Genomic DNA, 23,443 nt, shown 5'->3' with positions numbered 1-23,443 from the left:
TCGTGCGGTCCCGGAGCCACGCTCGCGTGTGGCCCCGGACGCACGCCCGGCCTCCTAGCCGAAGAGCTCCTTCACCTTGTCGAAGAAGGACTTCGACTGGGGATGGGTCTCCTCGCCGGACACCTCCGCGAAGCGCTCCAGCAGCTCGCGCTGCTTGGAGGACAGCTCCGTGGGCGTTTCGATGATGACGCGCACGTGCTGATCCCCGCGCTGCTGGCTGTGCAGGTGCGGGATGCCCTTGCCCTTCAGGCGGAACACCTTCCCGGACTGGGTCCCCTGCGGGATGGTCATCTTCACCTTGCCGTCCAGCGTGGGCACGTCGATCTTCGCGCCCAGCGCCGCCTGCGTGAAGGACACCGGCACCTCGCAGAAGACCTCGTACTCCTCGCGCTGGAACAGCGGGTGCTCGCGCACGATGACCGTCACGTACAGGTCACCCGGAGGTCCGCCCCGATCGCCAGGCTCGCCCATGCCGCCCAGCCGCACGCGCGTGCCGTTGTCCACGCCGCCCGGGATGGCGACCTCGATGACCTCTTCCGACGGCGTCTTCCCGGAGCCCCGGCACTTGGCGCACGGATCCGGAATGGTGGCGCCCGAACCGCCGCAGTCGCCGCACGGCCGGGACACCGCGAAGAAGCCCTGCGAGTAGCGCAGCTCACCGCTGCCGCCGCACGCCGCGCACGGACGGGGCGCCGCGCCGCTCTTGCTGCCGGAGCCGGAGCAGGTCTCGCACTTCTTCGGACGGGGAATGGTCACCTTCGGACGGCAGCCGAACGCCGCCTCCTCGAAGGAGATCTCCAGGTTGTAGCGCAGGTCCGCGCCCCGGCTGTTCCGCTGCCGGCCACGCCCGCCGCCACCCCCGAAGATGTCTCCGAAGATCTCCCCGAAGATGTCGTTGATGTTGACGCCCTGGAAGCCGCCGCCCGCATCCCCGAAGGGGTTGCCCGCGTGTCCAAAGCGGTCGTACTTCGTGCGCCGGTCCGGATCGCTCAGGACCTCATAGGCCTCCGAGGCCTCCTTGAACTTCTCCTCGGCCTCGTGGTTCCCGGGGTTGCGGTCCGGGTGGTACTGCAACGCGACCTTCCGGAACGCGCTCTTCAGGTCCTGCGCCGTAACGCTCTTCTGGACGCCCAGGACCTCGTAGTAGTCGCGCTTCTGCCCTGCGGCCCCTGCCATTGAATCGAACCCCTGGAATTTGCTGGCGTTTTCAAGCTGCGTAGAGAATCGGAGTCACTATAACGCAGCGAAACTCGCCAGCAATCCAGGCCCGGTCCAACCCTGTGTGAAGCAGGGACGCGCGCTACACGGTCCAGACCCGGTTCACCGTCAGCTCCATGCGGGCGAGCCGGCGCTTGAGGGTCGGGTCCACGGGGCCGTTGATGGACCACTTGGGGACCACGAAGTGCAGCTCCGCGTTGTAGAGCTTGGCGGCGCTCGCCAGCAGGCTCCAGCGGTTCTCCGCGGTCGGATCATCCACCATTCCCGGGGTGACGATCTCCAGGATGATGGGCGTGCGGGCGGAGTCGGACTGGCGGCAGGTGAAGTCCGGCCGGTGATCCTCGATGGTTCCGGAGAGCACCGGCGGTGGCATGAAGCCAGGGAGCCGGGCCTTGATGTCCGAGTAACCGATGGTGCGGAAGTACTCGGCCATCAGCCAGAGCAGACGGCGACGCTCTTCGTCATCCACGACCGACTCGCAGCCGGGATTGAACAGGACTTCTTTCTCGGAGTTGGTTTCCATGGCGCATCTCAAGCTGTCCGCATGTGTGGGATGCGGCAACGCAGGCGGGCGCGAGCGCTCCCTGACCGGCCGTGGGGCAGGCGGCCATGCACGCCCGCTTCCCACGTCCCTTTGGCTTGGACCCACCGTCGCCTCGGTGACAGAGTGCGCCCCCTCCGTGGCCCCCCGTCCCTCCGCGCACGTCTATCGCCGGCTCCTGGGCTACCTGAGCCCGTATCGCCGGTTGCTTCTCGCGGGCACGCTGGCCTCGCTCGCGGCCGCGGCCGCCACCGCCGCGTACGCGTGGATCGTCGGGCCGCTGCTGCGCGCCGTCCTCACCGGCGCCCCCGTCACCGTCGCGGGGATGACCCTGTCGCCGGAGGCCCTGCTGTCCCGGCTGCCCCTGCTGGTGGTCGCGGTGGCGATGGTGAAGGCCACCGCCCAGTTCCTTCAGGGGGGCCTGATGCAGCGCCTGGGCCAGCGGGTGATGGCGGATCTGAGAGGCTTTCTCTACGGCCGCCTGCTCGCCCAGCCGCCTGCGTTCTTCGAACAGCGTCACTCGGGAGAAATCGTCTCCCGGTTCACCTCGGACGTGCCCCTGGTGGAGTTCTCCGTCACCCAGGCATTGTCATCGTACGTCAGGGATGGGCTGCAGATCTGCGCACTGCTGGCGACCTGCTTCCTCATCGACGCGAAGCTTTTTCTCTTCACGTTCATCGTCGTCCCCGTGACCGTGCTGCCGGTCAACCGCTTCGCGCGCTCGCTGAAGAAGGTCGCGACCCGCTCGCAGGCGAACCTGGGCGCGCTCAGCGCCATCACCGCCGAACAGCTCCAGAACCTCCCCGTGGTGCAGGCCTACGGCACGGTGCCGCGCGCGCTGGAGTCCTTCGATCAGGAGGCGGAGGCGTACCTGTCGGAGATGCGCCGCTCGCTCTTCATCCGCGGCGCGTTCAGCCCCACGGTGGAGCTGCTGGGCATCGTGGGCGTGGCGGCGGCGGTGGCGTGGGGGGCTCGCGCGGTGTCCATGGATCCAACGCTCGCCGGGCGCCTGTTGTCCTTCATGGCGGCGGCGCTGCTGCTCTACCAACCGGTGAAGTCGCTGAGCGGCACGCTGTCCCAGGTGCTCACGGGGCTGGCGGCGGCGGAGCGCCTCTTCGCGCTCGCGGACGCGCCGGTGCCGCCGGACGTGGGCGCGGAGGCTCCGCCCCTGTCGCGCGCCCTGGAGCTGTCCGGCGTGCGCGCCACCTATGCGGACGGCCGTGAAGCGCTGAAGGGCGTGGACTTGACGGTTCCCGCGGGTGCGCGCGTGGCGCTGGTGGGCCCGTCCGGCGCGGGCAAGACGACGCTGTTCTCCGTGCTCCTGGGCTTCCTTCCTCCGAGCGGCGGCGAGGTGAAGTGGGACGGCGTGCCGCTGTCGTCGCTGAAGGCGTCCAGCGTGCGCGGGCAGGTGGCGTGGGTGCCGCAGGAGCCGGTGCTCTTCTCCGGCACCGTGCGCCACAACCTGCGCCTGGGGCAGCCGGACGCACCGGACGACGCGCTGTGGGAAGCGCTGCGGCTGGCGCACGCGGAGGACTTCGTGCGGGCGCTGCCCGGCGGCCTGGACGAACCGGTGGGCGAGCGGGGCAGCCGGCTGTCCGGCGGACAACGGCAGCGGCTGGCGCTGGCGCGCGCGTTCCTGTGCCGCCCGTCGCTGCTGCTCCTGGATGAACCCACCAGTGCCCTGGACGCCACCAGCGAGGCGGCGGTGGGCGCGGGGCTCGCGGCGTTGATGAAGGGCCGCACGGTGCTGGTCATCGCGCACCGGCTGAGCACCGTGCGCGACGCGGACCTCATCGCGGTGGTGGAGGGCGGCCAGGTGGTGGAGGCCGGCACCCACGAGCAGCTGCTCGCGCTGCGGGGCCGCTACACGCGCCTTTTGGGCGAAGGCGCCGTCGCCGCCTGAACGCCGCCCCGCGGGGCCATGGCGTTCCCCATCGCGAGCGCGCGACCCTCTCGGCCGTGCCCACCCCTCCCTGCTTCCCGTCCTTGCGCGACCGGGCACGCCCTGCGACCCTTCCGCCCCGGCCCATGCCTCCGACGCCGCCGCCCCGCGAACGAGCGCCTCTGTCGCTCAACACGCTCCTGATGGTGCCCGCCCTGCTGCTGGCCGCGGGCGCGTGCGTCGCGGTGGCCGCCCGGCACTTCGCGCTGGCCTCGGCCTTCACCGGCACCCTCGTGCTCGTCCCGCTCGTCTTCCGGCTGTGGACGCGGCCCTGGTACCGGGGGCTCGTGCTGCGCGGCCTGGGCCTCTTCATCGCCGGCATGCACCTGCCCATGCTCGCCGGCGGCGTGCTCGCCTACGGGCGCATCGGCTGCGATGGCGCGGACTGCGGACAGACGCTGCTCTGGGGCATCGTGCTCGCTCCCGTGGCCGGCGCCGTCTGCTCTGTCGTGTACTGGCTCGTGGGTCGTCCCCCCGTCTGAATTACCGGGATTCAGTAAGAGCCTATCCTTACGGGAAATGCTTGTTCCTGTCAGACCCCACGTCGCGCCCGGACCGTTCGTCGTGGCATTGGCCGTCCCCACCACGGTGTGCGTGTTGGGGGCCACGCTGCCCGCGCTGCTGGGCAGCAGTCCCGCCGGCCTGTTGAGCGTGGTGGCCTCCGCGGGGCCCTTCGCGGTGCTGCTGGGGCTGGCGCTGCTGGTGGAGGTGCCGCTGCTCAGCTGCGCGGCGGGCTCCACGCTGCTGGGCCGCACGGTGCCGCTGGCGGTGATGGTGGGCATGGCGACGGTGCCCTGGACGCTGGGCCTGCTGGGCACGGAGGTGCTGCTGGAGCGGATGCAGGCGGCGCTGCCGCTGGTGTCCGCCAGCGACGCGGGCGTCGCGCTGACGGCGGGCATGGGCAAGGCGATGGCCCCCCGGCTGCTTGGCGCCTGGACGAGCGCGGTGCTGCTGGGCGCCCTGTCGGTGGCGCTGGGCCTGGCGCGCCTCAGCCGCATGAGCGCGGGTCAGGACGACAGCACGCGCAGGAGCCTGCTCCTGGGCAGCCTGGTGTCGGCGGCGCTGGCGGGCATGGCGGTGGTGGGCACGCTGGAGTCGCATCAGCTCTTCACGCTGCTGTCGCGGCTGTCGCGGGCCCCCGGCGCGCTCCGCCCGGACCTGATGGCGGAGGGCATGGCGCAGGCGGCGCGGCTGCGCACGGTGCGCTGGAGCTGCTTCTCCTGTCTGCTGGTACTGGGCGTCACCTGGCTGATGACGTACCGCGCGCGCGAGGCCCGGCGGACGCGCGCGCTGGAGTGGGTGGGCGGCCTGGTGCTCACCGCCGCGGTGGCCGTCCTGCTGGTGCTGGATGCGCACCCGCTGCACACCACGCTGGGGCCCGAGCGCGTGACCGCGGGCCGCCGGACGTCCGGCCCCGTGCCCACCGACGCGGACGTGACGCACCTGATGGGCGAGCACTCGCCCGTGCGGCTCAGCTTCCCCGCGACAGCACGTACAGTATGACGAGCCCCACCACGACGGCGAAGGCGAAGACGGCCACCATCACCAGGCCCTCCGACTTGCGCACCACCGGGGGCAGCACTTCATTGGGCAGCGGCTGACCGTGCCGCAGCAGCACGGGCTCAGGCTCCGGGGCTGACTGCCGCAGGGACTCCGGCGCGGCGGCGGCGTGGGAGACGGCCTCCCGCGGCGGATCCACCGGCGTGAAGGTCACGGTCCGGGTGGCGACGGTGTCGCGGGGGCCGGGCCCACGGCCCAGGTGCTCTCCCAGATGCTCCGGAGACGTGACGCTGGACATCTCCAGCCCCTCGCGCGCCAGCGCCAGCACGCGCTGCATGTGCAGGATGTAACGGTCCTGCCCCTCGTAGGTGGCGAGCGCCTGCGCGGCGCGCACCAGCCGATGCGGCACCAGTTCCGGGTCCGCGCGCACCTCCGTGGACACGGGGCGCGCCTTGCCGGCTTCCACACGGCCCGTGCGCACGCCCTGTCCGCTGGCCCAGATGCAGTGCTCATCCAGCAGCGTGAGCTCCTGCCTGCGCACCCGGCCGTCCTCGTCCACCAGCGACATCAGCTCCGCGCCCTGGGGAGACAGGTGCCAGACGGTGCGCAGGCCGTTCTCCCCCAGAGGTCCCTCCACCGCGCGGGCGCGGTAGAGCTCCTGCATCGCGGACTTCAAGGGGTCGGACGAAGGTTCCACCATGACTGCCGCAGAGTAGGGGCGCCGCGCCCGAAACGGAAGCCGCGCCACCCAGGCGTGATTGCCCCGTGCGCGGATGCCCGCCTTGTGCCTACCGTCCACTCCACGATGAGCCGCTCCAAGAACCGAGCCCCCGACTTCGTCCGCCAGTTCGAGGGTGCACAGACACTCGACGGATTGCTGGAGCTGGCCGGCAGTCCCTGCGACACCGCCGACGTGCTCGAACGCATGCGCGAGGCGCGCGCGGAAGGCGCCGACCACACCGAGGTGATTCCCACCCTCTTCGACGGGGAGCCCCGCTTCCAGGACCCGGACCTGGCGCGCCGCCTGTACCAGAACCTGCTGGGCCTCTGGGACCTGGTGCAGGAGGGAAAGGAGGTGCGGCTGGATGACGGCCCCCGCCCGCCGCGCCCGAAGAAGGAGCGGCTGCAACCGCCCGCGCCCTTCCATCCCGGCGAGCCCACCGGCGAATTCGTGGAGGCGGCCTGGCGTTACCTGGAGGACGACGACAAGGCGCGCACGCGGCTGATGCACGCGTATGAGAACCGGCAGGACAGCCTGCTGGGTGCGCTTGACGCCGCTGGCCTCACGGACGAAGGTTATGGGGTCGCCCGCCACCTGCTCTTCGAGCTGCATGCCATGCTGGAGCTGGGTTGGCCGCCGGGGCTTTCGGCAGTGGATGCCAGGGCCCTGGACAGGGAGCCGGATGCGCCGCCCGCGCCGGACACCCTCCAGGAATACGTGACGGAAGCGTTGTTCGAGGCGGAGCAGGACGAGGAGCACCCCCTCGCCCCCGAGGAGCTGGCGCAGGTGCGCACCCTCGTCCGGCGGGGACTGGCGGCGCTGTGGCGCGCCCGCAAGGGGAGATGAAGATGGCCCGAGACGACAACGACGGTGGTGGCTTCACCGGCAAGCGCAACAAGTCCTACCGCGAGCTGGACGCGCAGCGCGGCAAGAGCAAGTACCACTCGCGCCAGGACGACCCGGCGCAGCAGAAGCTGGAGCGCAGCGCCAGCTACCAGAAATACAAGACGGCCGCGGACGCCCTCTTCACCGGCGGCGAGCTGCCGGAAGGGCTGGCGAAGACGTTCGACCCCGAAGGCAAGCGCAAGGCCCAGAAGGAAGCCCTGCGCAAGGTGCAGGAGTCGGAGACGCGCGCGGACTGGGTGAAGGGCGTGGTGGACTACCTGGAGAAGTATCCGGACATGCCCGAGGACGCGTACTTCCTCGACAGCCTCCTGGACCACCCGCGCGAGCGCATCGTGGACAAGGCGCTGGCGAAGCTGGAGTCGCTCCAGGAGGCGGGCACGCTCCAGAAGAAGCTGCCCAAGAGCCTGGACCAGCGGCTGAAGTCCATCGAGCTCACCGGCCTGGACCCCGACATGCAGGGCCGCGCGAAGGCGCTGCGCGAGAAGCTGCGCGCCTGATCAACGCGCGCGTCGCCGTCAGCGGGCGCGCTGCTGGTAGATGAGCACCACGCCGCGCTGGCCGTCGCTGGCGGGCTGGTGCGTGAGCCGCAGCTCCGCGCCGGTCCGCGAGTACATGCCGGCCTCGTCGCCGCGCTTCCACCCGGCCTTCGCCAGCGCGTCGTCGTAGAAGGCCTCGACTTGAGGCCCCGTGAGCGGCACCTCGAAGGTGAGCGTGCGCGAGCCCTCCGCGTTGACGCGCAGCACGCCGTGGGCCCGCGGCGGCAGCGGCGCGAAGTCCCCGGCGGCTTCCTGCGGACGCGCCAGCGCGTGGTTCGCTTCCCCCAGGTACAGCGTGGTGGTGCCGTCCTGCTGCGGCATCATCACCACGGTGTAGGTGATGCGGCGCTTCGGATCCAACGCGGTGAGCATGGCCGCGTTGTTCGCGTACTGCGCCTGCTCCTTGCCGGGCGGCACGTAGAGCCCGCCGTCGCGGAACGCATCCGCGAAGCGCTGCACCAGGTCGCGGATGTTCTCCTTCACGTGCACCGCGCGCAGCGCCACGGGGATGCCGCCCGCCTCCACCAGGTCGCTGGACTCCACGTGCGCGATGACCTGGAGCCGGGGCCACGCGAAGCGCGGCGCCGCCTGCACGCCCGAGTCCGGCACGCCCGCGTCCTGGCCCCCGGCGGGCAGCGCCATCATCAGCGCCAGCACTCCGCCCGCCACGCGCCCGCGGACACCCACCCCGCTCAATGCGGCACGCCTCCCAGCCATTTGTTGCGCCGGCCGTCGCTCCGGTAGTTGGGGGAGATGTTGGGCGCCACGAAGGGGGTGGTCTCCCAGACGGTCTGGTTGCCCGCGTGCGACGCACCGATGCTCTGCTCGTAGTTGCTCTCCGCGCCGCGGAAGCTCATGAAGAACTGGTCCTCGTTCACGCCGCCCGTCGCGCCCACGCCCGCCATCAGCGCGCTGCCGGCGCTCCCGCCGCCGCCGTTCTCGCGGTACACCCGTTCGGCCCACCCGTAGTAGTCCACGTTCGCGCAGGCGCCTCCCGTGTTGGCGCTGAGCGGGCACTCGCGCCCTTCCGCCACGCCCGCCAGGCCCCAGTCGTCCAGCAGCATGAAGAAGCGCCGGGTGCAGCGCCCGCCGGACGCGCGCCCGGCGGCGCACACGCGGAACTGGTCGCTGGCCAGCCGGTGCGACACCTTGAAGAACTCCGGCTCCATGAAGTTGCCCAGCCGCTCCGCCCGCAGGTTGGTGGACGCGTTGCAGGAGATGCCGTCGGACTGGGTGTTCATGGCCAGCCCCAGCGCCGCCGAGCCCGGATCCGCGTCCTCCGGACGGCTGCCCAGGATGTCCGCGGGACTGCCCGCGGGGCGCGTCGACTCACAGTCCACCACCACGCGCGTGGCGCGCGCGATGGCCAGCTGGAAGGTCATCGCGCCGCTCGTCTGACTGGCCCGGCCGTCGAAGTCCTGGTAGCGCCCGGAGGCCTCCGAGGACGCCAGCGCCTCCGCGTTGGAGCGCTGGAAGACGCCGGCCTGAGGGTTGTGCATCACGTGCCCGGTGGCCTCCCACAGCGCGAAGTTGGCGGCCTCCTGCACCTTGAGCGTCAGCGCGCCCACCTCCGCGAAGTAGATGCCGAAGAGGAGGATGGTGACGAACACCATGGACCCCAGGGCCGTCTCGACGAGCGCCTGACCCCGGCGCGACCTGGAAACACGCGCGTTCATCAGTACCTCCCGCCCGTGCTGCTGCCGCCCCGGTAGCCGGCGTTGTCCAGCCGGCGCAGCGCGTCCGCGTGCTCGGAGAAGCCCGCCTGCTCCAGGCTGCGCGCGGGCTTGTCGTCGCGGGCGCCCTCGGTGCTCACCAGCGTGGCGCGCCAGAAGGGGTTGAGGAAGTTGGGCGGCTCTTCCCAGCCACCGCCCGCCGCCGCCGGCCGGGGCCGGTGGTAGTAGGCGAGCCCCGCGGCCAGCGCCACCTGGTTGCGCTGCACGTCCTCGCGGCCCGTGGGCTGGATGCGGCCCAGCGGCGCGGCGTTGTCGAACTCCGTCTCCTGGTTCGCGAACTTGAAGGTGAACAGCAGGTTCCACGGGTCCGGCTTCGCGCGGCGCGAGCCGCTGGCGTAGTCGCGCTGGAGCATCGCGTACAGCTTGGGCTGGCCGTAGTCGTTCTCATCCGCGTTGCCGTGCAGCAGCCCCGCGTTGAAGCCCACGGAGTAGGGCCAGATGCCGGGGCACACCACGCAGGCGCCCAGCGTGTGGCGCTCGTCCACGGTGGTGTTGTTCTCCGCGCCCTGGCCGGGCGGCGGCTTGTTCGCGCCGTAGACGTGCTGGTCCTCGTCGGACTGCCGCTCGTCGGACATCACCCACGCGTCCGTCGCCGCGGCGGGGATGGGGGTGCCGTCCGGGCAGGTGTCCGTGATGGCCCGGCCGTGGTCGTGCGCCCACGAGTTGCGGCCGGAGATGGTCTGGTAGGTGGAGGAGTCCATCGCGGCCGCGCTGGCGTAGTGATGGAAGCCCGGGTTGTGCGCGGCGGCGCCCGAGCCGAAGCCCGCGCTGCCGCTGGCCCGGTTGTGCACCCAGGACCAGCCCAGGCTGCCCATGGTGGCGTTGCGCGTGGCGTCGCCCTGGCCTCCACCGGTGGGCATCACCGCGCCGGAGGTCTCCGGCACCGTGCCGGTCTTCTCCTGCTGCATCAGGTCGTCGTAGCTGGAGCCGGAAGACGCGCCGCCGGACACCTCCGCCAGCGACTTGTTGGCGCCCTCGGGCGGAGCGAGGAGCTCCGGGTTGATCTCCTTGGCGATGAGGTTCGTGAGGCCCTGGTTCGCCAGGTGCGTGCCGATGAGCCGGTTGTACATGGCCAGCTCCGCGCGGAACATGGAGCCCGCGCGCCCCTGCAGCGACAACGTCTGCATGGCCGCCGCCTCGTCCAGGCCGGACCACGCCGGCCCGGGCATGGGGCACGAGGACGTCTGCCGCGCGGCGTACATCTGGCTGCCGTAGCTGATCATCGACTGGGTGCCCGCCATCGCCACCATGTGGGCAATCTGGGCGCGGTTCATCACCGCGATGGCGTTGAACGTGCGCGCCGTGGACACCGCCTGGCTGTAGGCCGCCGCGTCCGCGGCCATCTGGATTTCGACGCGCTCCTTGGCGCGCATGCCGAAGCCCAGCGTGAGCAGCACCATCAGCGTCAGCAGCAGGAACGTCAGCGAGAACAACACCAGCGCCTGGCCGCGCGCGTGGGCCTTCAGAAGCCGTGCAGGCTGCATCCGGCACCTCCCTGGAAGTTCGACGCCTTCACCGGGGTCATCATCCGCATGGCCGCGTGGACCTGGATGGGGAACAGGTAGTGGCCCTGCGCGTTCCAGCGCAGCATCCGGTCCCCCAGGTCCCCGCCGGGCCAGTCATCCGGCCCCAGCTCCACGTCGGTGTCCGCCCACCAGTCGGACTCCTTCTGCGCCGGGTTGAGCGGGTTCGCGGCCGTGTAGTTCTTCAGGTGGAACTGGGCCAGGAACATCCGGCTCATCACCCAGTCCGCGAACGGGATGCGCATGTAGTACCAGGCCACCATGCGGATCTCGAGCGTGCGCCGCTGCATCTCCGCGGCCGAGTCCGTGGGCGCGTCGAACAGCAAATCTTCGTCACCCGCGAGGCTGCGCACCCAGCCCACGTCCGGGGACTCGCGGACGATTTCGACCATGGGCCCTTCGGTGAAGAGCGTGCCCTTGGAGCCGCGCACGCGCAGGTAGTTGCGCTTGCGCTCATCAAACGCATTCGCCAGCTGCGCGGGCGTGCGGGTGTGCTCCACCGTGGGCAGCATCGTCACCAGCGCCGCGTGCGTCATCGCCTCGCAGCTGCCGTGGTTGAGGCTGCCCGCGCGCACCGCGCGGTACACCGCCACCTGCGCCAGGATGCGGCCCTGCAACAGCATGAAGAGCTGCAGCGAGCCCAGCACCATGAACACCACGAGCGGCATGCACAACGCCGCTTCCACGGCGGCCTGACCGGACTCGTGCTGCCGACGCTGGGGACGGAGGAAGGCCATATGAGGGGAGGCTGCCTTCCTCCTAGATTCTCGATGATTGGGGAATCGGTCAAATGGCCGGAACGCGCCGGGACCGATTCCATACTAGCAGAACTGTTTGGCTCACTTGTTGAGGGTGAACCCGCAGGCCGCGTCCAGCGTCACCTTCGCCCCCGCGAGCGCCTGGAGCAGGCGTTCATAGTGATGGCGCTCCGCGTCAACCTGGGCCTCCACCTCTTCAGGGGAGAGGCCCTGGTGGGACAGGGAGAGGCGCAGGCGGCCAGCGGCGGCGTCGCGCTCCGCTTCGATGGCGGCCCGGGCCTTCTTCGCGGACCGGCCCAGCTCCGCCTCGGCGGCGGCCTGGGCCACGGGCAGCGAGGCGTCCACGAAGGCACCGAAGCCGGGGAAGGCCTGGTGGACCTCGTCCCCCTTCAAGGCCTTGCCGTCCGCTTCCAATGCAGGGAGTACGGAAGGGTCGGCCACGGGGCCCTGGGGGCCATCCACCACGGCGACGGGCAGCAGGGTGCGCTCCAGGAAGCGCGCCAGCTGGCGGCTGGGCACGCGGGCACCGGGCGAGGTGTCCTGGGGCTCCGGCAGCTGGACGTGGAAGAGCAGCTCCAGGCCGCGCACGGGCTTCTTCACGCCGCGCTTCTCGATGTGGCGGAAGCCGCTGCGGCCGTAGGGGCCGTCCTTGAGGAAGCCGAACAGAGCCTCCACCAGCGGGTGGCCGGTGGCGAAGTACTCCAGTTCCTCCGCCTCCACGGCGGTGTCGCGCCAGAAGGTGCCCAGCAAGGTGCGGTCCTGCATCACGTCGATGCCGGGCAGCCCTTCGACATTGAGCGCGTGGCCGAACTGGAAGGCGACCTGGAAGGCCTCCACCTGCTCGTCGGTGTCCACGCCAATGCCCACGCGGCGCGCCAGCTCCGTGACGGTCTCCTCCAGGCGCTCGTCCAGGTCGCGCGCCACGCTCCACAGGCCGTCCTCCAGGGGCGGAGCCTCCTCTTCGGAGTCCTCGTCCCCAGGCTCAGGGGCCTCCTCGCCCATGCGCTCGTGCGCGCGCGCCACCAGCGAGGCCACCGCGGGCTTGTCGAAGCTGCGCACGTCCAGCAGCGGGTCGTACGCGCGCTTCACCTGTTCGCGCGCCGCCTCCACGCGGGTCTTCAGCTCCGCGGCGTAGTCCACGCGCGCCTCGCGGGGCAGCAGGGCCAGGTCCGTGATGCGGTCCTCCACCTCCTCCAGCACCGCGTCCAGGCCGCCCACCGTCTCACCGAAGACGCCCACGGCGTCCGCCAGCAGCATCAGCACGTCCGACGCCAGCGTACCCTCGGGGTCGAAGACGTGGATCTCCACCGGGTGCGTCTGGCCGATGCGGTCCAGGCGGCCGATGCGCTGCTCCACCGTGGAGGGGCTCCACGGCAGGTCGTAGTGGACCAGGTGGTGCGCGAACTGGAAGTTGCGGCCCTCGCCGCCCACCTCCGTGCAGAGCAGCACCTGGGGGCCTTCCGGGTCGCGGAAGCGCGCCACCTGCCGGTCGCGCTCCACGAGCGGCAGGTCGCCGTGGTAGCCCAGCGCCTCCACGCCCTCGCGTGACAGCTCCGACTGGAGCGACTCCAGCGTGTCGCGGCTCTCCGTGAACACGAGCACCTTCGCGCGCGGCTCCGCCTTCCAGATGCCGCGCAGCACGCCCACGAACGCGATGAGCTTCGCGTCGCGCCCGGTCAGCTTGAGGTCCGCGCCCTTCAGCGCCGGGTTGGACTTCACCGCGCCCATGAACGCCGCGGGGCTGGACTCCAGGCGCCGCAACACGTTGGCCAGCGGCGCGCCGCGCAAGGTGCCCTTCGCCAGCGTGGCGAGCGCCGTATCGCGCGCCGTCAGCTCCTCCGGCGTGAGCCGCACCGGGTGCCGGTGGAGCCTGCGCGTGGAGAAGCCGCCCACCACCGCGCGCCGGTTGCGCACCAGCCGGTCCGACAGGCTGTACGTCTCCGCCAGGTGCGCGAGCAGCGCCTCCTTCTCCTTCAGCGTCTGGAGGCGCGCGTCCTCCGGGAAGCGCTTCGAAAGCCCGGCCACGGCGGCCTTCGCGTCCTTGCCTTCCAGCAGGGCGCGCACCGCGGTGGACAGCTCCTCCTGGCGCTGGAGCCGCGCCTCGAAGCCCTTCACGGACGGCGCGGTCGCCGCGTCGATGAGGGTGAGCAGCCCGTGGTACTCCGCCGGATCCAACTGCATGGGCGTGGCGGTGAGCAGCAACAGGCCCCACGAATTCGTGGCCAGCCCCTTCGCGGCGGCGAAGGCCTTCTCGCCCTTCAGGTGGTGCGCCTCGTCGATGATGACCAGGTCCCAGAAGGCGTCCTCGGCCGCCACCTCTTCGCGGTGCTCGCGGGTGCGGCTGAGCAGCTCCAGGCTGGTCACCACCAGCGGGAAGCGCGCCCACGGGGAGACGTCCGGCGCCTCCTTGAGCGACTGCTCGTAGCGGTCCGAGTCCATCAGCGTGAAGAGCTGGTTGAACTTGTGGAACAGCTCCACCAGCCACTGCACGGTGAGGTGGCTGGGCGCCACCACCAGGCAGCGCCGCGCCAGGCCCACCAGGCGCAGCGCGCTGAACACCATGCCCGCTTCAATCGTCTTGCCCAGGCCCACTTCGTCCGCCAGCACGAAGCGCGGACGGCGCGCGGACAGCACACGCTGCACCACGCCCACCTGGTGCGGCTTCACCATCACCCGGCTGGCCAGCAGCGCGCCCAGCGCGTCGCCCCGGCGCTCGTCGTCCAGCACCAGCGCCTGCTTGCGCAGCATGAACGCCTTCGCGTCCCCCACCCGCCCGTCGCGCAGCGTGGACAAGAGGTCGGAGCGCGGCGCCAACGCGCGGACCTCCGACTCCGGCAGCTCGTCCTCCTCGCCCGTGTCCTCGAAGCGCACCACGTAGCGGCGCAGTCCGCGCGCGCCCGGCTCCTCGCCCAGGACGGTGGCCTTGCGCCCCTTCGGCGTCTGGATGGGTTCGCCCTTCGGCAGCGGGTACGGCACCAGCGCACCGCCGCGCGTGGACACCAGCACCGGCGCATCCTCGCGGGACGGGAAGGCAATGAGGGCCTTGGCCCCCTGCTCCTGCAGCGACACCAGATGCCCCACGCCCCATTCGGGCTGCGGGAGGTAGCGGACCTTCAGACCTTCAACGAGAGACGCCATATGCGTGCAACACCCAGGTGCGAGGAGGGGGGCGCTGCATAACGTCCCGGCGCCCGGAAGGCCATTTCGCGAGCACCTCCTTCCCTTCCAACCCCTTGATTCCAGGCCCGAGTTCCCGGAAGGACCGGAGCCCTGTCCACCGCCAGACAGCCCCGCCGCGTCCTGCCCGCCGGAAACTTCCCATCCTCACGGGTAGGCTCCATGATTTCATGACAAACAGGTAAAAACCGGGTTATAGGATACCCTGCCCGGCAGTGCGATGTCGCTCACCCCACCTTTTCGGTGATGTTGAGGGTCCTTCTGCACAGAAGCGCTCGGTGCCGTCGGGGGGGAGTGCCACATGTTGCGACGTTGGACCTTCGCGCAGAGGGTTGGTGCGGGTCTGTCCGTGTGCCTTCTGGCCGGACTCATCCTGCTCGCCACCCTGGTGTCCGCGGCCCGAACGCTGGCGGTGGACGGTGGGGCCTTCTTCCATCACGTCTCCGACATCCTCGCCGGCCTGCTGGGCCTGGGCGCCCTCACCGCGCTGGTGATGGTGCTGCGCAACGCGCTGGGCCCCATGCACGCGGAGCGGCTGCAAAGTGAGCAGCGGTTGCACCTGTTCATGGATGGCGTGAGCGACTACGCGCTGTGCTTCCTGGAGCCGGACGGCACGGTGTCCTGCTGGAGCACGGGCGCGGAGCGGCTCACCGGCTGGACGTCCTCCGACATCGTGGGTCAGCGCGCGGAAGTGCTGCACGTGCCGGACGCGGTGGCGCACGGCCTGCCCGCCTCCCACCGCGAGCGGGCCGCGCGTGAGCGGCGCTTGCAGTCGGAAGGCTGGCGGCTGCGCAAGGACGGCTCGCGCTTCTGGGCGGAGACGCTGCTCACCGCGCTGTACGCCGAAGGCGGCACGCTGCAGGGCTACGCGGAGGTGACGCGCGACATCACCGAGCGCAAGCGCACCGAGCGCATGCAGGCGCTGCTCGCCGAGGCGGGCCGCGTGCTGCAGCCCCAGGCCGGCGCCAAGGAGCTGGGCGCCGCGCTCACCCGCCTGTGCGTGCCGGAAGTGGCGGACGCATGCGTGCTCTACCTGCCGGACGGCAACGGCGACGTGCGTCCGGGCGCTGTGGCGTGCGCGGACGCGGCCACCCAGACGCGGCTGTGGGAGCCGCTGATGCGCAGGCCGTCATTGGACGAGCCCGGTCCCGCGCGCGTCGTCCACACCGGCCGCGCCGAGCGCTTCGCGGAAGTGGATCCGGACCGGCTGCCCCCTTCCGTCAGCGGCAGCACCTGCGCGGAGCTGTGGCGCGCGCTGGGCGTCAGGTCCGCGCTGAGCGTGCCGCTCATCGTGGACAACCGCGTGCTGGGCGCGCTGTGCCTCCTGTCCACCCGGCCGCATCGCCACTACGGCGCGGTGGACCAGGCCTTCCTGGAGGAGCTGTCCGCCCGGGCCGCGCTGGCGCTGGACAACGCCCGCCTGCTGGCCGCGACGCAGAACGCGCTGGAGCTCATTGGCGTGGCGGCGCACGACCTGGGCACTCCGCTCAGCTCACTTCAGCTGCGCCTGCGCCGCGTCCGCTTGCAGTGCGCGCCCACGCACGGTGACGACACGCGCCTGCGCGAGGGGCTGTTGCTGGCCGAGGACGAGACGAAGCGGCTGGGGCAGCTGGTGCACAACCTGCTGGACCTGTCGCGCCTGTCCGGGGGCCGGCTGGTACTGGAGGCCCAGCCCATGGACCTGTCGGAGCTGGCCCAGGAGGTGGCCGCCCGCCACGAGGACCAGGCCGCCGCCGCCGGCTGCGCCCTCACCGTCCACGCCCGGAACCTGGCCCGCGGCCGGTGGGACCGCCAGCGCCTGGACCGCGTCCTCACCAACCTGGTCAGCAACGCCCTCAAGTTCGGCCGGGGTCAGCCGGTGGAGGTGCATGTGAACGTGGACGAGGACTCACACCGGGTCCGCATGTCGGTGCGCGACCACGGCGCCGGCATCCCCGTGGACGCGCAGCAGCGCCTCTTCACCCGCTTCGAGCGGGTCACGACGGACAGCCGCGCGCCGGGCTTCGGACTGGGCCTCTATATCGTCCGGCAGCTCGTCGAAGCCCACGGCGGCACCATCCGCGTCCACTCTCGTCTGGGAGAGGGCTCGGAGTTCACCGTCGAACTCCCGTTCACCCCGGAAGCCCCGAAGGAGGCCGTAAACACGATTCGAGCATGACCCTCCCGGGTGGGTTGCGCCCCAGAACCCCGTCCCATCCAGTCACCAACAGTTCGAGTTCCCCTCTGAGTGGAATTATTCTCAGAAGTTGAATCGCTCTGTTGATTATGGATATTCTCCGTGTGGCTAGAACTGCTCGTTTTCGGCAAAAGCCGGATTTGAGCATGACCCTCCGCCAGCGTCCCCCCGACGCAAGGGCAACCGGGTCCCCTGGCCGCGACGCTGCTCCGGCAGCCGTCCGCACATACGCGTTCGGAGGAGTCCCCTCATGGTTGGAACTGACACGATTCGGGAGCGGCGTACTCGCACTTCCCCCCGCCTGTTCACGGCGGGCCGCGCGAGCCTGCTGGCGACGCTGGCCAGCCTGACGGTGGCGTGCGGTGGTCCGGAGTCCGCGGAGCTGGCGTCCCCCGCCGCCGTGGAGCCGGAGCTCGCGGTCCAGGGTGCGGCGCTGTCGGATGACGCGGCCCTCAAGGGTGGCAGTGGGAGCTCGGCGCCCGTGGCGCTGGCCCTGGAAGTGGACAACGGGGAGGGCGTGCCCCTGAAGGTGAAGGCCGGCCAGAGCTTCTGGGTGAACCAGATTGACCTGCGCGCCTCCATCTTCGCCACGAAGGACGAGGGCGTGGACGGCCTGCGCCAGAACAGCGACTTCCTGGCCATCGGGTGGGGCGGTGTGCGTCTGGCGGACCAGGAGTTCGTCGGCCTGTCGAACGCGGACGGCACCTTCACCCGCCGCCGCTTCTACCGGGACGCGGCCTGGATGAAGGCGACCAGCCTCTTCACGGTGGAACCGGTGGACTCGCGCGGCGTGCTGACGGGCGCGCCGGTGCTGCTGAACATCGGCAGCGACGACACGCGCCGTACGGAGCGTGACGACTTCTTCATCCGCCGGATGCGCGCCATCCAGTGGACGCGCGACTGTCGCTCGCTCACGGACTGCACGGGCGCCAAGGCCTATGAGGAAGAGGCCCTGGTGGAGCTGCGCAACGCGTACGACCACGCGAAGAAGCAGACGCTCACCTTCACCTCCCGCACGGTGGGTCTGCGTCTGCGCTGGAGCCTGCGCCCGTTCGCCCCGTACTACATCCCCGTCACCCAGGTGTCCCAGCCGGCGTACAGCTACGGGTTCGGCATCGACATCAAGCCCCTGACGGCGCCCCGCAAGGACGGCACGTATGCCCCCGGGTCGGACGTCACCTTCCAGATGACCCTGAAGGACGGCAAGGGCAAGCGGCTGCATCCGGCCGGGAGCCTGCCAACCTACAATGAGGTCGCACCGCCGGGCGCCCCCGGCAATCCGGCGGGGATCCAGTACTATCAGGCCTTCTTCAACCCGACGACGACCTACTACCGCCGCAAGCACCAGGAACGGATGATGATGACGCAGCTCATCGGGCCGGCGCAGGACATCCAGCCCATCCGGACCATCGTCGACCTGGAGGCCTTCCTGGATGACTCGCAGGACGTGCAGACCATCGCCACCCCGGCGCGCGACGGCGTCTATGCGCAGTTCATGACCTTCCCCCCCGCCAACAAGCTCTTCGGCGGCGCCTTCTTCCCCAACGACGGCCGCTGGGACGCGCCCGTGAGCGACACCTGGACCTACCACCTGCCCGCCGACGCCAAGCCCGGCACCTACCTGGTGACCGCCAAGGCGCGCCGCGTGTACATGGGCGAGGACCTGCCGGCGTCGCGCACCATCGAAATCCAGGTGGGGACGAAGACCCACACGGAAGCCGTGTTGACCACGGGTCCGTGCAACTCCTGCCACAGCAAGGGCGGCGAGCTGAGCGAAGTGCTGCATGCGAACGACAACCGCGCCGCGTGCGCGTCGTGCCATGCTCCGCTGGGTTTCGAACTGGAAGGTCCCATCTTCGTGCGCACGCACTTCATCCACTCGCGCTCCAACCGCTTCGACGCGCCCCTGGAGAAGTGCTCGTCCTGCCACCTGAAGCAGGAGACCACGCAGCGCACCAGCAAGGCCGCCTGCCTGTCGTGCCACAAGAGCTACCCCGACAGCCACGTGCAGAAGTTCGGTCCCATCGAGAGCATGTACGTCGGTGGGGGCCGCGAATCGTTCCAGCAGTGCACCGGCAGTTGTCACAAGACACACCCCGGCGCCGGCTTCTAGCCGCCGCCGGTTCGCACGGAGGTCCTCATGGCGCACGTGAAGATGCAGACGGCTCGTTCCACCCTCACGGATCCAGTCGCCGTCGCCGAGGACCTCCTGCGCCAGTTACACGGTCCCCCTCCGAAGCTGGTGACGCTGTTCGCGGCCCGCCAGCGGGACCAGCGCGCGCTCAACCGCGCGGTGCGCGAGCGGCTGCCCAAGGACACCCGGCTGGTGGGCGCCACCACCGCCGGCGAGCTGGACAACAACGGCATCCACGAGAACAGCGTGGTGCTGGGCGCGCTCTCCGGTGACTTCGAGGTGGGCCTGGGCCTGGGCAGCGGCCTGACCGGGGACGCCATCGCCGCGGGCGCCATGGCCATCAAGCGCGCGTGCGAGGAGCTGGGCGTGCGCCAGCAGGACCTGGACGCGCGCCGGTACGTGGGCCTCGTGATTGACGACGGCTTCCGCTACAAGAAGGAAGAGCTGCTGCTGGGCATCCTGGAGAAGAACCAGACCCTGGTGCTCGTGGGCGGCGGCGCCAGCGATTCAGAGCCGGACCCCGCGCGCCAGTCCGCCCTCATCCACGTGGATGGGGAAGTGGCCGGCGACGGCGTGCTGGTGGCGCTGTTCAAGACGAACGCACCCTGGGCCGCGCTGCGCTCGCACTGGTACGTGCCCACCGGCGAGCGCCTGACCATCACCAAGGTGGATGAGACGCACACGCGCGCCCTGGAGATTGACGGCAAGCCCGCCGCCCGGCGCTACGCGGACATCCTGGGCGTGGAGAACATCGCGGACCTGGAGTTCGGCCGGCCGGGTGGCTTCGCGCTGCGCCCCACCGCGCTCAAGGTGGGCCGTGAGTACTTCATCCGCGCCGCGTGGCGCCCCCTGGAGGACGGCTCCATCCTGTTCGCCAACCTCCTGGAGGAGGGCAGCGAGCTGGACCTGATGAAGGCCGGTGACCTGGCGGGTATGACGCGGGACTTCTTCCAGGAGGAGCTGCCCAGGCGGGTACAGAACCCCCAGGCCGCCCTCCTGTTCCACTGCAGCGGACGCCTGTGGTACGCGCAAGCCCAGGGCATGGTGCCGAAGCTCTCCGAGGCCCTGAAGCTCGCACCTTCATCCGCTGGGATGAACGTGCAATTCGAGATCTACTCGGGGTTCCACATCAACACCACGCTGACCGTGCTCGCGTTCGGCTCCAACTAAGTCAGAGACCATGGCCCACCACCCGTTTGACGTGGCCCACGCGGAAGCACCCCTCGGTTACACCCTGTCGCTGCTCCTGGTGGGCAGCGAGCGTGAGACGCGCGCCATGCGCGAAGCGTTGGAGAAGGAGGACATCCTCTCCATGCTCACGCTGGAGCCCGTCGGCACGCGGGAGGCCCTGGAGCAGGCGCTGGAGCGCCCCTGGGCGCTGGTGCTGGTGGGTTCCGAGATGCCGGGCATGACCTGGGAGGACGTCCAGGCGGCGTGGGTGCAGCGCGGCCGCGAGACGGCCTTCGTGGTGAGCGCGCCCGCCTGGAGCGCGGACACGCTGGCCGCCGCCATGCGCGCCGGCGCGCGCGACTACGTCACCGAGGACCGCTACGGCCACCTGCCCTTCGTGGTGGCGCGGGAACTGCGCCTGCACGCCGAGCGCGCCCAGCACCAGATGACGGGCGTGGAGCTCAAGCGCACCAACTACCTGCTCAGCAACATCATCGACGCGCTGCCCTTCGTGCTGTTCGTGAAGGACGCGGAGACGCGCCGGCTGGTGGTGGTGAACAAGACGTTCGCGGACGCCTTCAAGGTCACGAAGGAGTGGTTGCTGGGGAAGCTGGACCACGACTACTTCCCCAAGGAACAGGCGGACTCGTTCATCGCCATCGACACGGAGATCCTCGAGACGCGCCGGATGAAGACGTTCGAGGAGGTGGCCCGCGCGGACGGCGTGGACCGCATCTTCGCCACGCGCAAGATTCCGCTCCTGGACGACCAGTCCGTCGCGCGCTTCGTGATGGGCGTCACGGAGGACATCTCCGAGCGCAAGCAGAACGAGGAGGCCCTGCGCGCCTCCAAGGACGAACTGGAGGCCGCCAACAAGCAGCTGGCCGCCAGCCTGGAGGAGATCAAGAAGACGCGCGCGGTGTCCGCCCGCTCCCTGGCGAGCTACCAGCAGCGCGCGCTCCAGATGGAGATCATCCGCCAGCAGAACGAGGACCTGGACCGGCTGGCCCAGGAGCTCTCCGTCGCCAAGCGAAACGAGGAGGAGCGCGCCCGGGAGGCGGAAGGCGCCGTGCGCCTCAAGAGCGAGTTCCTGGCGAACTTCAGCCATGAAATCCGCACGCCGCTCAACGGCATCATCGGCTACTGCGACCTGCTGATGCGCGAGGAGGGCAGCCGCCTGACGCCGCACGGCCGGCGCGACCTCAACGTGGTGAAGACGAACGCCAAGACGCTCCTGGCGCTCATCAACGACATCCTGGACCTGTCGAAGATCGAAGCGGGCCGCGTGGAGGTCGTCACCGAGCCGGTGGACGTGCAGGAGCTGGCCGACGAGTGCATGGCCACGGTGAAGGAGTACCTCAAGGGCAAGGACGTGGCCCTCACGGTGAACGTGGACCCCGACGCGAAGGAGATCCGCACCGACGCGCTGAAGCTGCGGCAGATCATGCTCAACCTGTTGAGCAACGCGGCCAAGTTCACCGACACGGGCGAGGTGGCGCTCACGGTGGTGCCCGCGGGCGGCGGCGAGCTGCTGATGACGGTGGAGGACACCGGCGTGGGCATCCCGTCGGATCAGCTCGCCTTCATCTTCGAGAAGTTCCGTCAGGTGGACGGCACCACCACGCGCAAGGTGGGCGGCACGGGGCTGGGGCTCGCCATCGTGCGCGAGCTCACCCGCGTGCTGGGCGGCACGGTGGACGTGAAGAGCACGCTGGGCCGGGGCTCCACCTTCACGGTGCGGCTGCCGGACGTGCTGGCGACGACGGTGGGCGCGGACAGCCCGCACGCCACGGAGCGCCTGGTTCCCGTGCACGACGTGGCCCAGCGGCTCGCGCCCATGGCGCGGCCGGGCAGCACGGTGCTGGTGGTGGACGACGACGTGCTCATCCAGCAGCTCGTCACCGGCCAGCTGGAGCCCGCGGGATTCAAGGTGGTGACGGCGAATGACGGGCTCGCCGCGCTGACGCTCGCCCGCGAGGTGAAGCCGCAGGCCATCCTGCTGGACATCCACCTGCCGCGCATGGACGGCTGGTCCGTGCTGAGCCAGCTGAAGAGCGACCCCGCGCTGGCGGCCATCCCGGTCATCCTCGTGTCCGTGGAGGAGCAGCGCGCGCGCGGCTTCAGCCTGGGTGCGTGCGAGTACCTGGTGAAGCCGGTGGAGCCGGAGCGGCTGGTGGATGTGGTGCAGAAGAGCCTGGCCTCCGCGGGCGCTTCCGCCGCCACGGGCGACGTGCTGGTGGTGGACGACGACGCGGCCACGCGCGAGCTCGTCAGCCGCAACCTGCGCCGCGCGGGCTTCTCCACCAACGAGGCGCGCAACGGCGAGGACGCGCTGCTCAAGGCGCGCGTGTCGCCGCCGTCGCTGGTGGTGCTGGACCTGATGATGCCGAACCTGGACGGCTTCGAGGTGCTGCGCCGGCTGCGCGCGGAGAAGCTGTCCGTGCCGGTGGTGGTGCTCACCGGCAAGACGCTCTCCAACGACGAAGAGGCGCTCCTGCGCGACGGCTTCGCCGGCTTCGTGCGCAAGGGCGGCCACGCGCTGGAGGACGTCATCGCGCAGGCCAAGGGGCTGCTCATGTCCCAGCGGGCGGCCTCCGCGGGCAAGCTGCCCCGCGTGCTGTACGTGGAGGACAGCGAGCAGAACCGCGACATCGTCCGCCGGTACCTGGGCGGACTGTATGACCTCATCGAGGCGGAGGACGGCGAGCAGGGGCTGGAGCGAGCCCGCAATGACGCGCCGGACCTCATCCTCATGGACCTGTCCCTGCCGAGACTCGACGGCTGGGAAGTCACCCGCAGGCTCCGCGCGTTGCCGGATGGGCAGAATGTGCCCGTCATCGCCGTTACGGCGCACGCGGGTCGCGAATACCAGGACAAGGCGCAGGCGGCCGGTTGCACGGCCTATATGACCAAGCCCCTGGACCGCGATCAGCTCATCGAGACGATTCGTCAGTACCTAGGGAGAAGCCATGGCTGAAGCAAAAACGCGCGTCCTTGTCGTGGACGACGATCCGGACCTGCTCGACCTCGTGCAGCGCTCGCTGAGCGCGTACGGGTTCGATGTGCAGACCCACACGTCCGCCCTGGGCGTGTCCAACATCGTGCGCGCCTCCGAGCCGGACTTCGTGCTCATCGACGTGAATTTCCCCGCCCTCAAGGGGGACAAGGTGGTGGGGCTGGCGCGCCAGTACGCGCCCCCCGGCACCCGCTTCATCCTCTACTCCGCTTCCGACGAGGCCAAGCTGCGCTCGCTTGCCATCGCCTCCGGCGCGGACGGCTACATCTCCAAGAGCGTCCAGGGCGCGGAGCTGGCCCAGAAGCTCAACGCCATGCGCCTCAAGCCGCGACCGGCGTCGCCCAACCGGAATCCCTCACCGATTGAGAGCTGACCCACCCCCCGGGTAAGCC

18 protein-coding genes are annotated in these 23,443 nt (G+C 70.5%); 10 read left to right on the top strand and 8 right to left on the bottom strand.

The features are described from left to right. Positions 1-54 precede the first annotated feature (54 nt). Both dnaJ and D7X32_RS27015 read right to left on the bottom strand, forming a co-directional pair. The gene (gene dnaJ, locus D7X32_RS27020) at positions 55-1,176 is read right to left on the bottom strand and encodes a molecular chaperone DnaJ (RefSeq protein WP_120605457.1); all 1,122 of its coding nucleotides are present in this window, start codon (positions 1,174-1,176) and stop codon (positions 55-57) included. Positions 1,177-1,300: 124 nt separating this feature from the next. Continuing rightward, positions 1,301-1,741, bottom strand: coding sequence for a hypothetical protein (locus D7X32_RS27015; RefSeq protein WP_120605456.1), 441 nt, complete (start codon positions 1,739-1,741; stop codon positions 1,301-1,303). Between the two features lie 157 nt (positions 1,742-1,898). Between D7X32_RS27015 and D7X32_RS27010 the strand changes: the two genes are divergently transcribed. The 3 genes from D7X32_RS27010 to D7X32_RS27000 all read left to right on the top strand — a co-directional run bounded on the left by D7X32_RS27010 (position 1,899) and on the right by D7X32_RS27000 (position 5,204). Next, positions 1,899-3,662 (top strand): ABC transporter ATP-binding protein, encoded by a 1,764-nt coding sequence (locus D7X32_RS27010; protein WP_120605455.1) that lies wholly within the window; start codon positions 1,899-1,901, stop codon positions 3,660-3,662. A 125-nt stretch (positions 3,663-3,787) separates the two neighbouring features. Further along, positions 3,788-4,183 carry a hypothetical protein gene (locus D7X32_RS27005; protein WP_120605454.1) on the top strand — a complete coding sequence of 132 codons (396 nt, stop codon included), beginning with the start codon at positions 3,788-3,790 and terminating at the stop codon, positions 4,181-4,183. An 82-nt stretch (positions 4,184-4,265) separates the two neighbouring features. Beyond that, positions 4,266-5,204, top strand: a complete 939-nt coding sequence (locus tag D7X32_RS27000) for a hypothetical protein (protein WP_147450277.1) — start codon at positions 4,266-4,268, stop codon at positions 5,202-5,204. Here the strand turns inward: D7X32_RS27000 and D7X32_RS26995 are convergent. After that, a complete protein-coding gene (locus tag D7X32_RS26995) occupies positions 5,173-5,901 on the bottom strand; it encodes a hypothetical protein (RefSeq protein WP_120605452.1) in 729 nt (242 codons plus the stop codon). The two genes, D7X32_RS27000 and D7X32_RS26995, sit on opposite strands and share 32 nt — an antisense overlap. Positions 5,902-6,006: 105 nt before the next feature. Here D7X32_RS26995 and D7X32_RS26990 point away from each other — a divergent pair, with 105 nt between their 5' ends. Then, positions 6,007-6,768, top strand: coding sequence for a hypothetical protein (locus D7X32_RS26990; protein WP_120605451.1), 762 nt, complete (start codon positions 6,007-6,009; stop codon positions 6,766-6,768). A gap of 2 nt (positions 6,769-6,770) precedes the next feature. Next, positions 6,771-7,325: a hypothetical protein gene (locus D7X32_RS26985; RefSeq protein ID WP_171447481.1), complete on the top strand. Its 555-nt coding sequence runs from the start codon at positions 6,771-6,773 to the stop codon at positions 7,323-7,325. A gap of 18 nt (positions 7,326-7,343) precedes the next feature. Here D7X32_RS26985 and D7X32_RS26980 read toward each other — a convergent pair whose 3' ends face one another. From D7X32_RS26980 to D7X32_RS26960, 5 genes are all read right to left on the bottom strand, one after another. Further along, the gene (locus tag D7X32_RS26980) at positions 7,344-8,051 is read right to left on the bottom strand and encodes a hypothetical protein (RefSeq protein WP_244239198.1); all 708 of its coding nucleotides are present in this window, start codon (positions 8,049-8,051) and stop codon (positions 7,344-7,346) included. A gap of 5 nt (positions 8,052-8,056) precedes the next feature. After that, positions 8,057-9,040, bottom strand: a complete 984-nt coding sequence (locus D7X32_RS26975; protein WP_120605448.1) for a hypothetical protein — start codon at positions 9,038-9,040, stop codon at positions 8,057-8,059. Further along, positions 9,040-10,581: a pilus assembly protein TadG-related protein gene (locus D7X32_RS26970; RefSeq protein WP_120605447.1), complete on the bottom strand. Its 1,542-nt coding sequence runs from the start codon at positions 10,579-10,581 to the stop codon at positions 9,040-9,042. The genes D7X32_RS26975 and D7X32_RS26970 overlap by 1 nt, the downstream gene beginning before the upstream one ends. Continuing rightward, on the bottom strand, positions 10,560-11,357 hold the full coding sequence (locus D7X32_RS26965) for a TadE/TadG family type IV pilus assembly protein (protein WP_120605446.1): 798 nt from the start codon (positions 11,355-11,357) through the stop codon (positions 10,560-10,562). The genes D7X32_RS26970 and D7X32_RS26965 overlap by 22 nt, the downstream gene beginning before the upstream one ends. 102 nt (positions 11,358-11,459) lie before the next feature. Continuing rightward, positions 11,460-14,516: a helicase-related protein gene (locus D7X32_RS26960; protein WP_120605445.1), complete on the bottom strand. Its 3,057-nt coding sequence runs from the start codon at positions 14,514-14,516 to the stop codon at positions 11,460-11,462. A 340-nt stretch (positions 14,517-14,856) separates the two neighbouring features. Here D7X32_RS26960 and D7X32_RS26955 point away from each other — a divergent pair, with 340 nt between their 5' ends. The 5 genes from D7X32_RS26955 to D7X32_RS26935 all read left to right on the top strand — a co-directional run bounded on the left by D7X32_RS26955 (position 14,857) and on the right by D7X32_RS26935 (position 23,424). Continuing rightward, complete coding sequence (locus tag D7X32_RS26955; protein WP_120605444.1) at positions 14,857-16,713, top strand: sensor histidine kinase; 1,857 nt, start codon at positions 14,857-14,859, stop codon at positions 16,711-16,713. Between the two features lie 268 nt (positions 16,714-16,981). Further along, positions 16,982-18,844: a cytochrome c3 family protein gene (locus tag D7X32_RS26950; RefSeq protein ID WP_120605443.1), complete on the top strand. Its 1,863-nt coding sequence runs from the start codon at positions 16,982-16,984 to the stop codon at positions 18,842-18,844. 27 nt (positions 18,845-18,871) lie between these two features. Beyond that, positions 18,872-20,035, top strand: a complete 1,164-nt coding sequence (locus D7X32_RS26945; RefSeq protein ID WP_120605442.1) for an FIST signal transduction protein — start codon at positions 18,872-18,874, stop codon at positions 20,033-20,035. A gap of 10 nt (positions 20,036-20,045) precedes the next feature. Further along, on the top strand, positions 20,046-23,012 hold the full coding sequence (locus D7X32_RS26940) for a response regulator (RefSeq protein ID WP_120605441.1): 2,967 nt from the start codon (positions 20,046-20,048) through the stop codon (positions 23,010-23,012). Continuing rightward, a complete protein-coding gene (locus tag D7X32_RS26935) occupies positions 23,005-23,424 on the top strand; it encodes a response regulator (RefSeq protein ID WP_120605440.1) in 420 nt (139 codons plus the stop codon). The genes D7X32_RS26940 and D7X32_RS26935 overlap by 8 nt, the downstream gene beginning before the upstream one ends. The last annotated feature ends 19 nt before the right edge of the window (positions 23,425-23,443 follow it).

The sequence above is a fragment of the Corallococcus carmarthensis genome (assembly GCF_003611695.1).
Lineage (GTDB): Bacteria > Myxococcota > Myxococcia > Myxococcales > Myxococcaceae > Corallococcus > Corallococcus carmarthensis.
The sequence above is the reverse complement of the archived record's forward strand: the minus strand, read 5'-3'. Positions and strand labels throughout refer to the sequence as shown.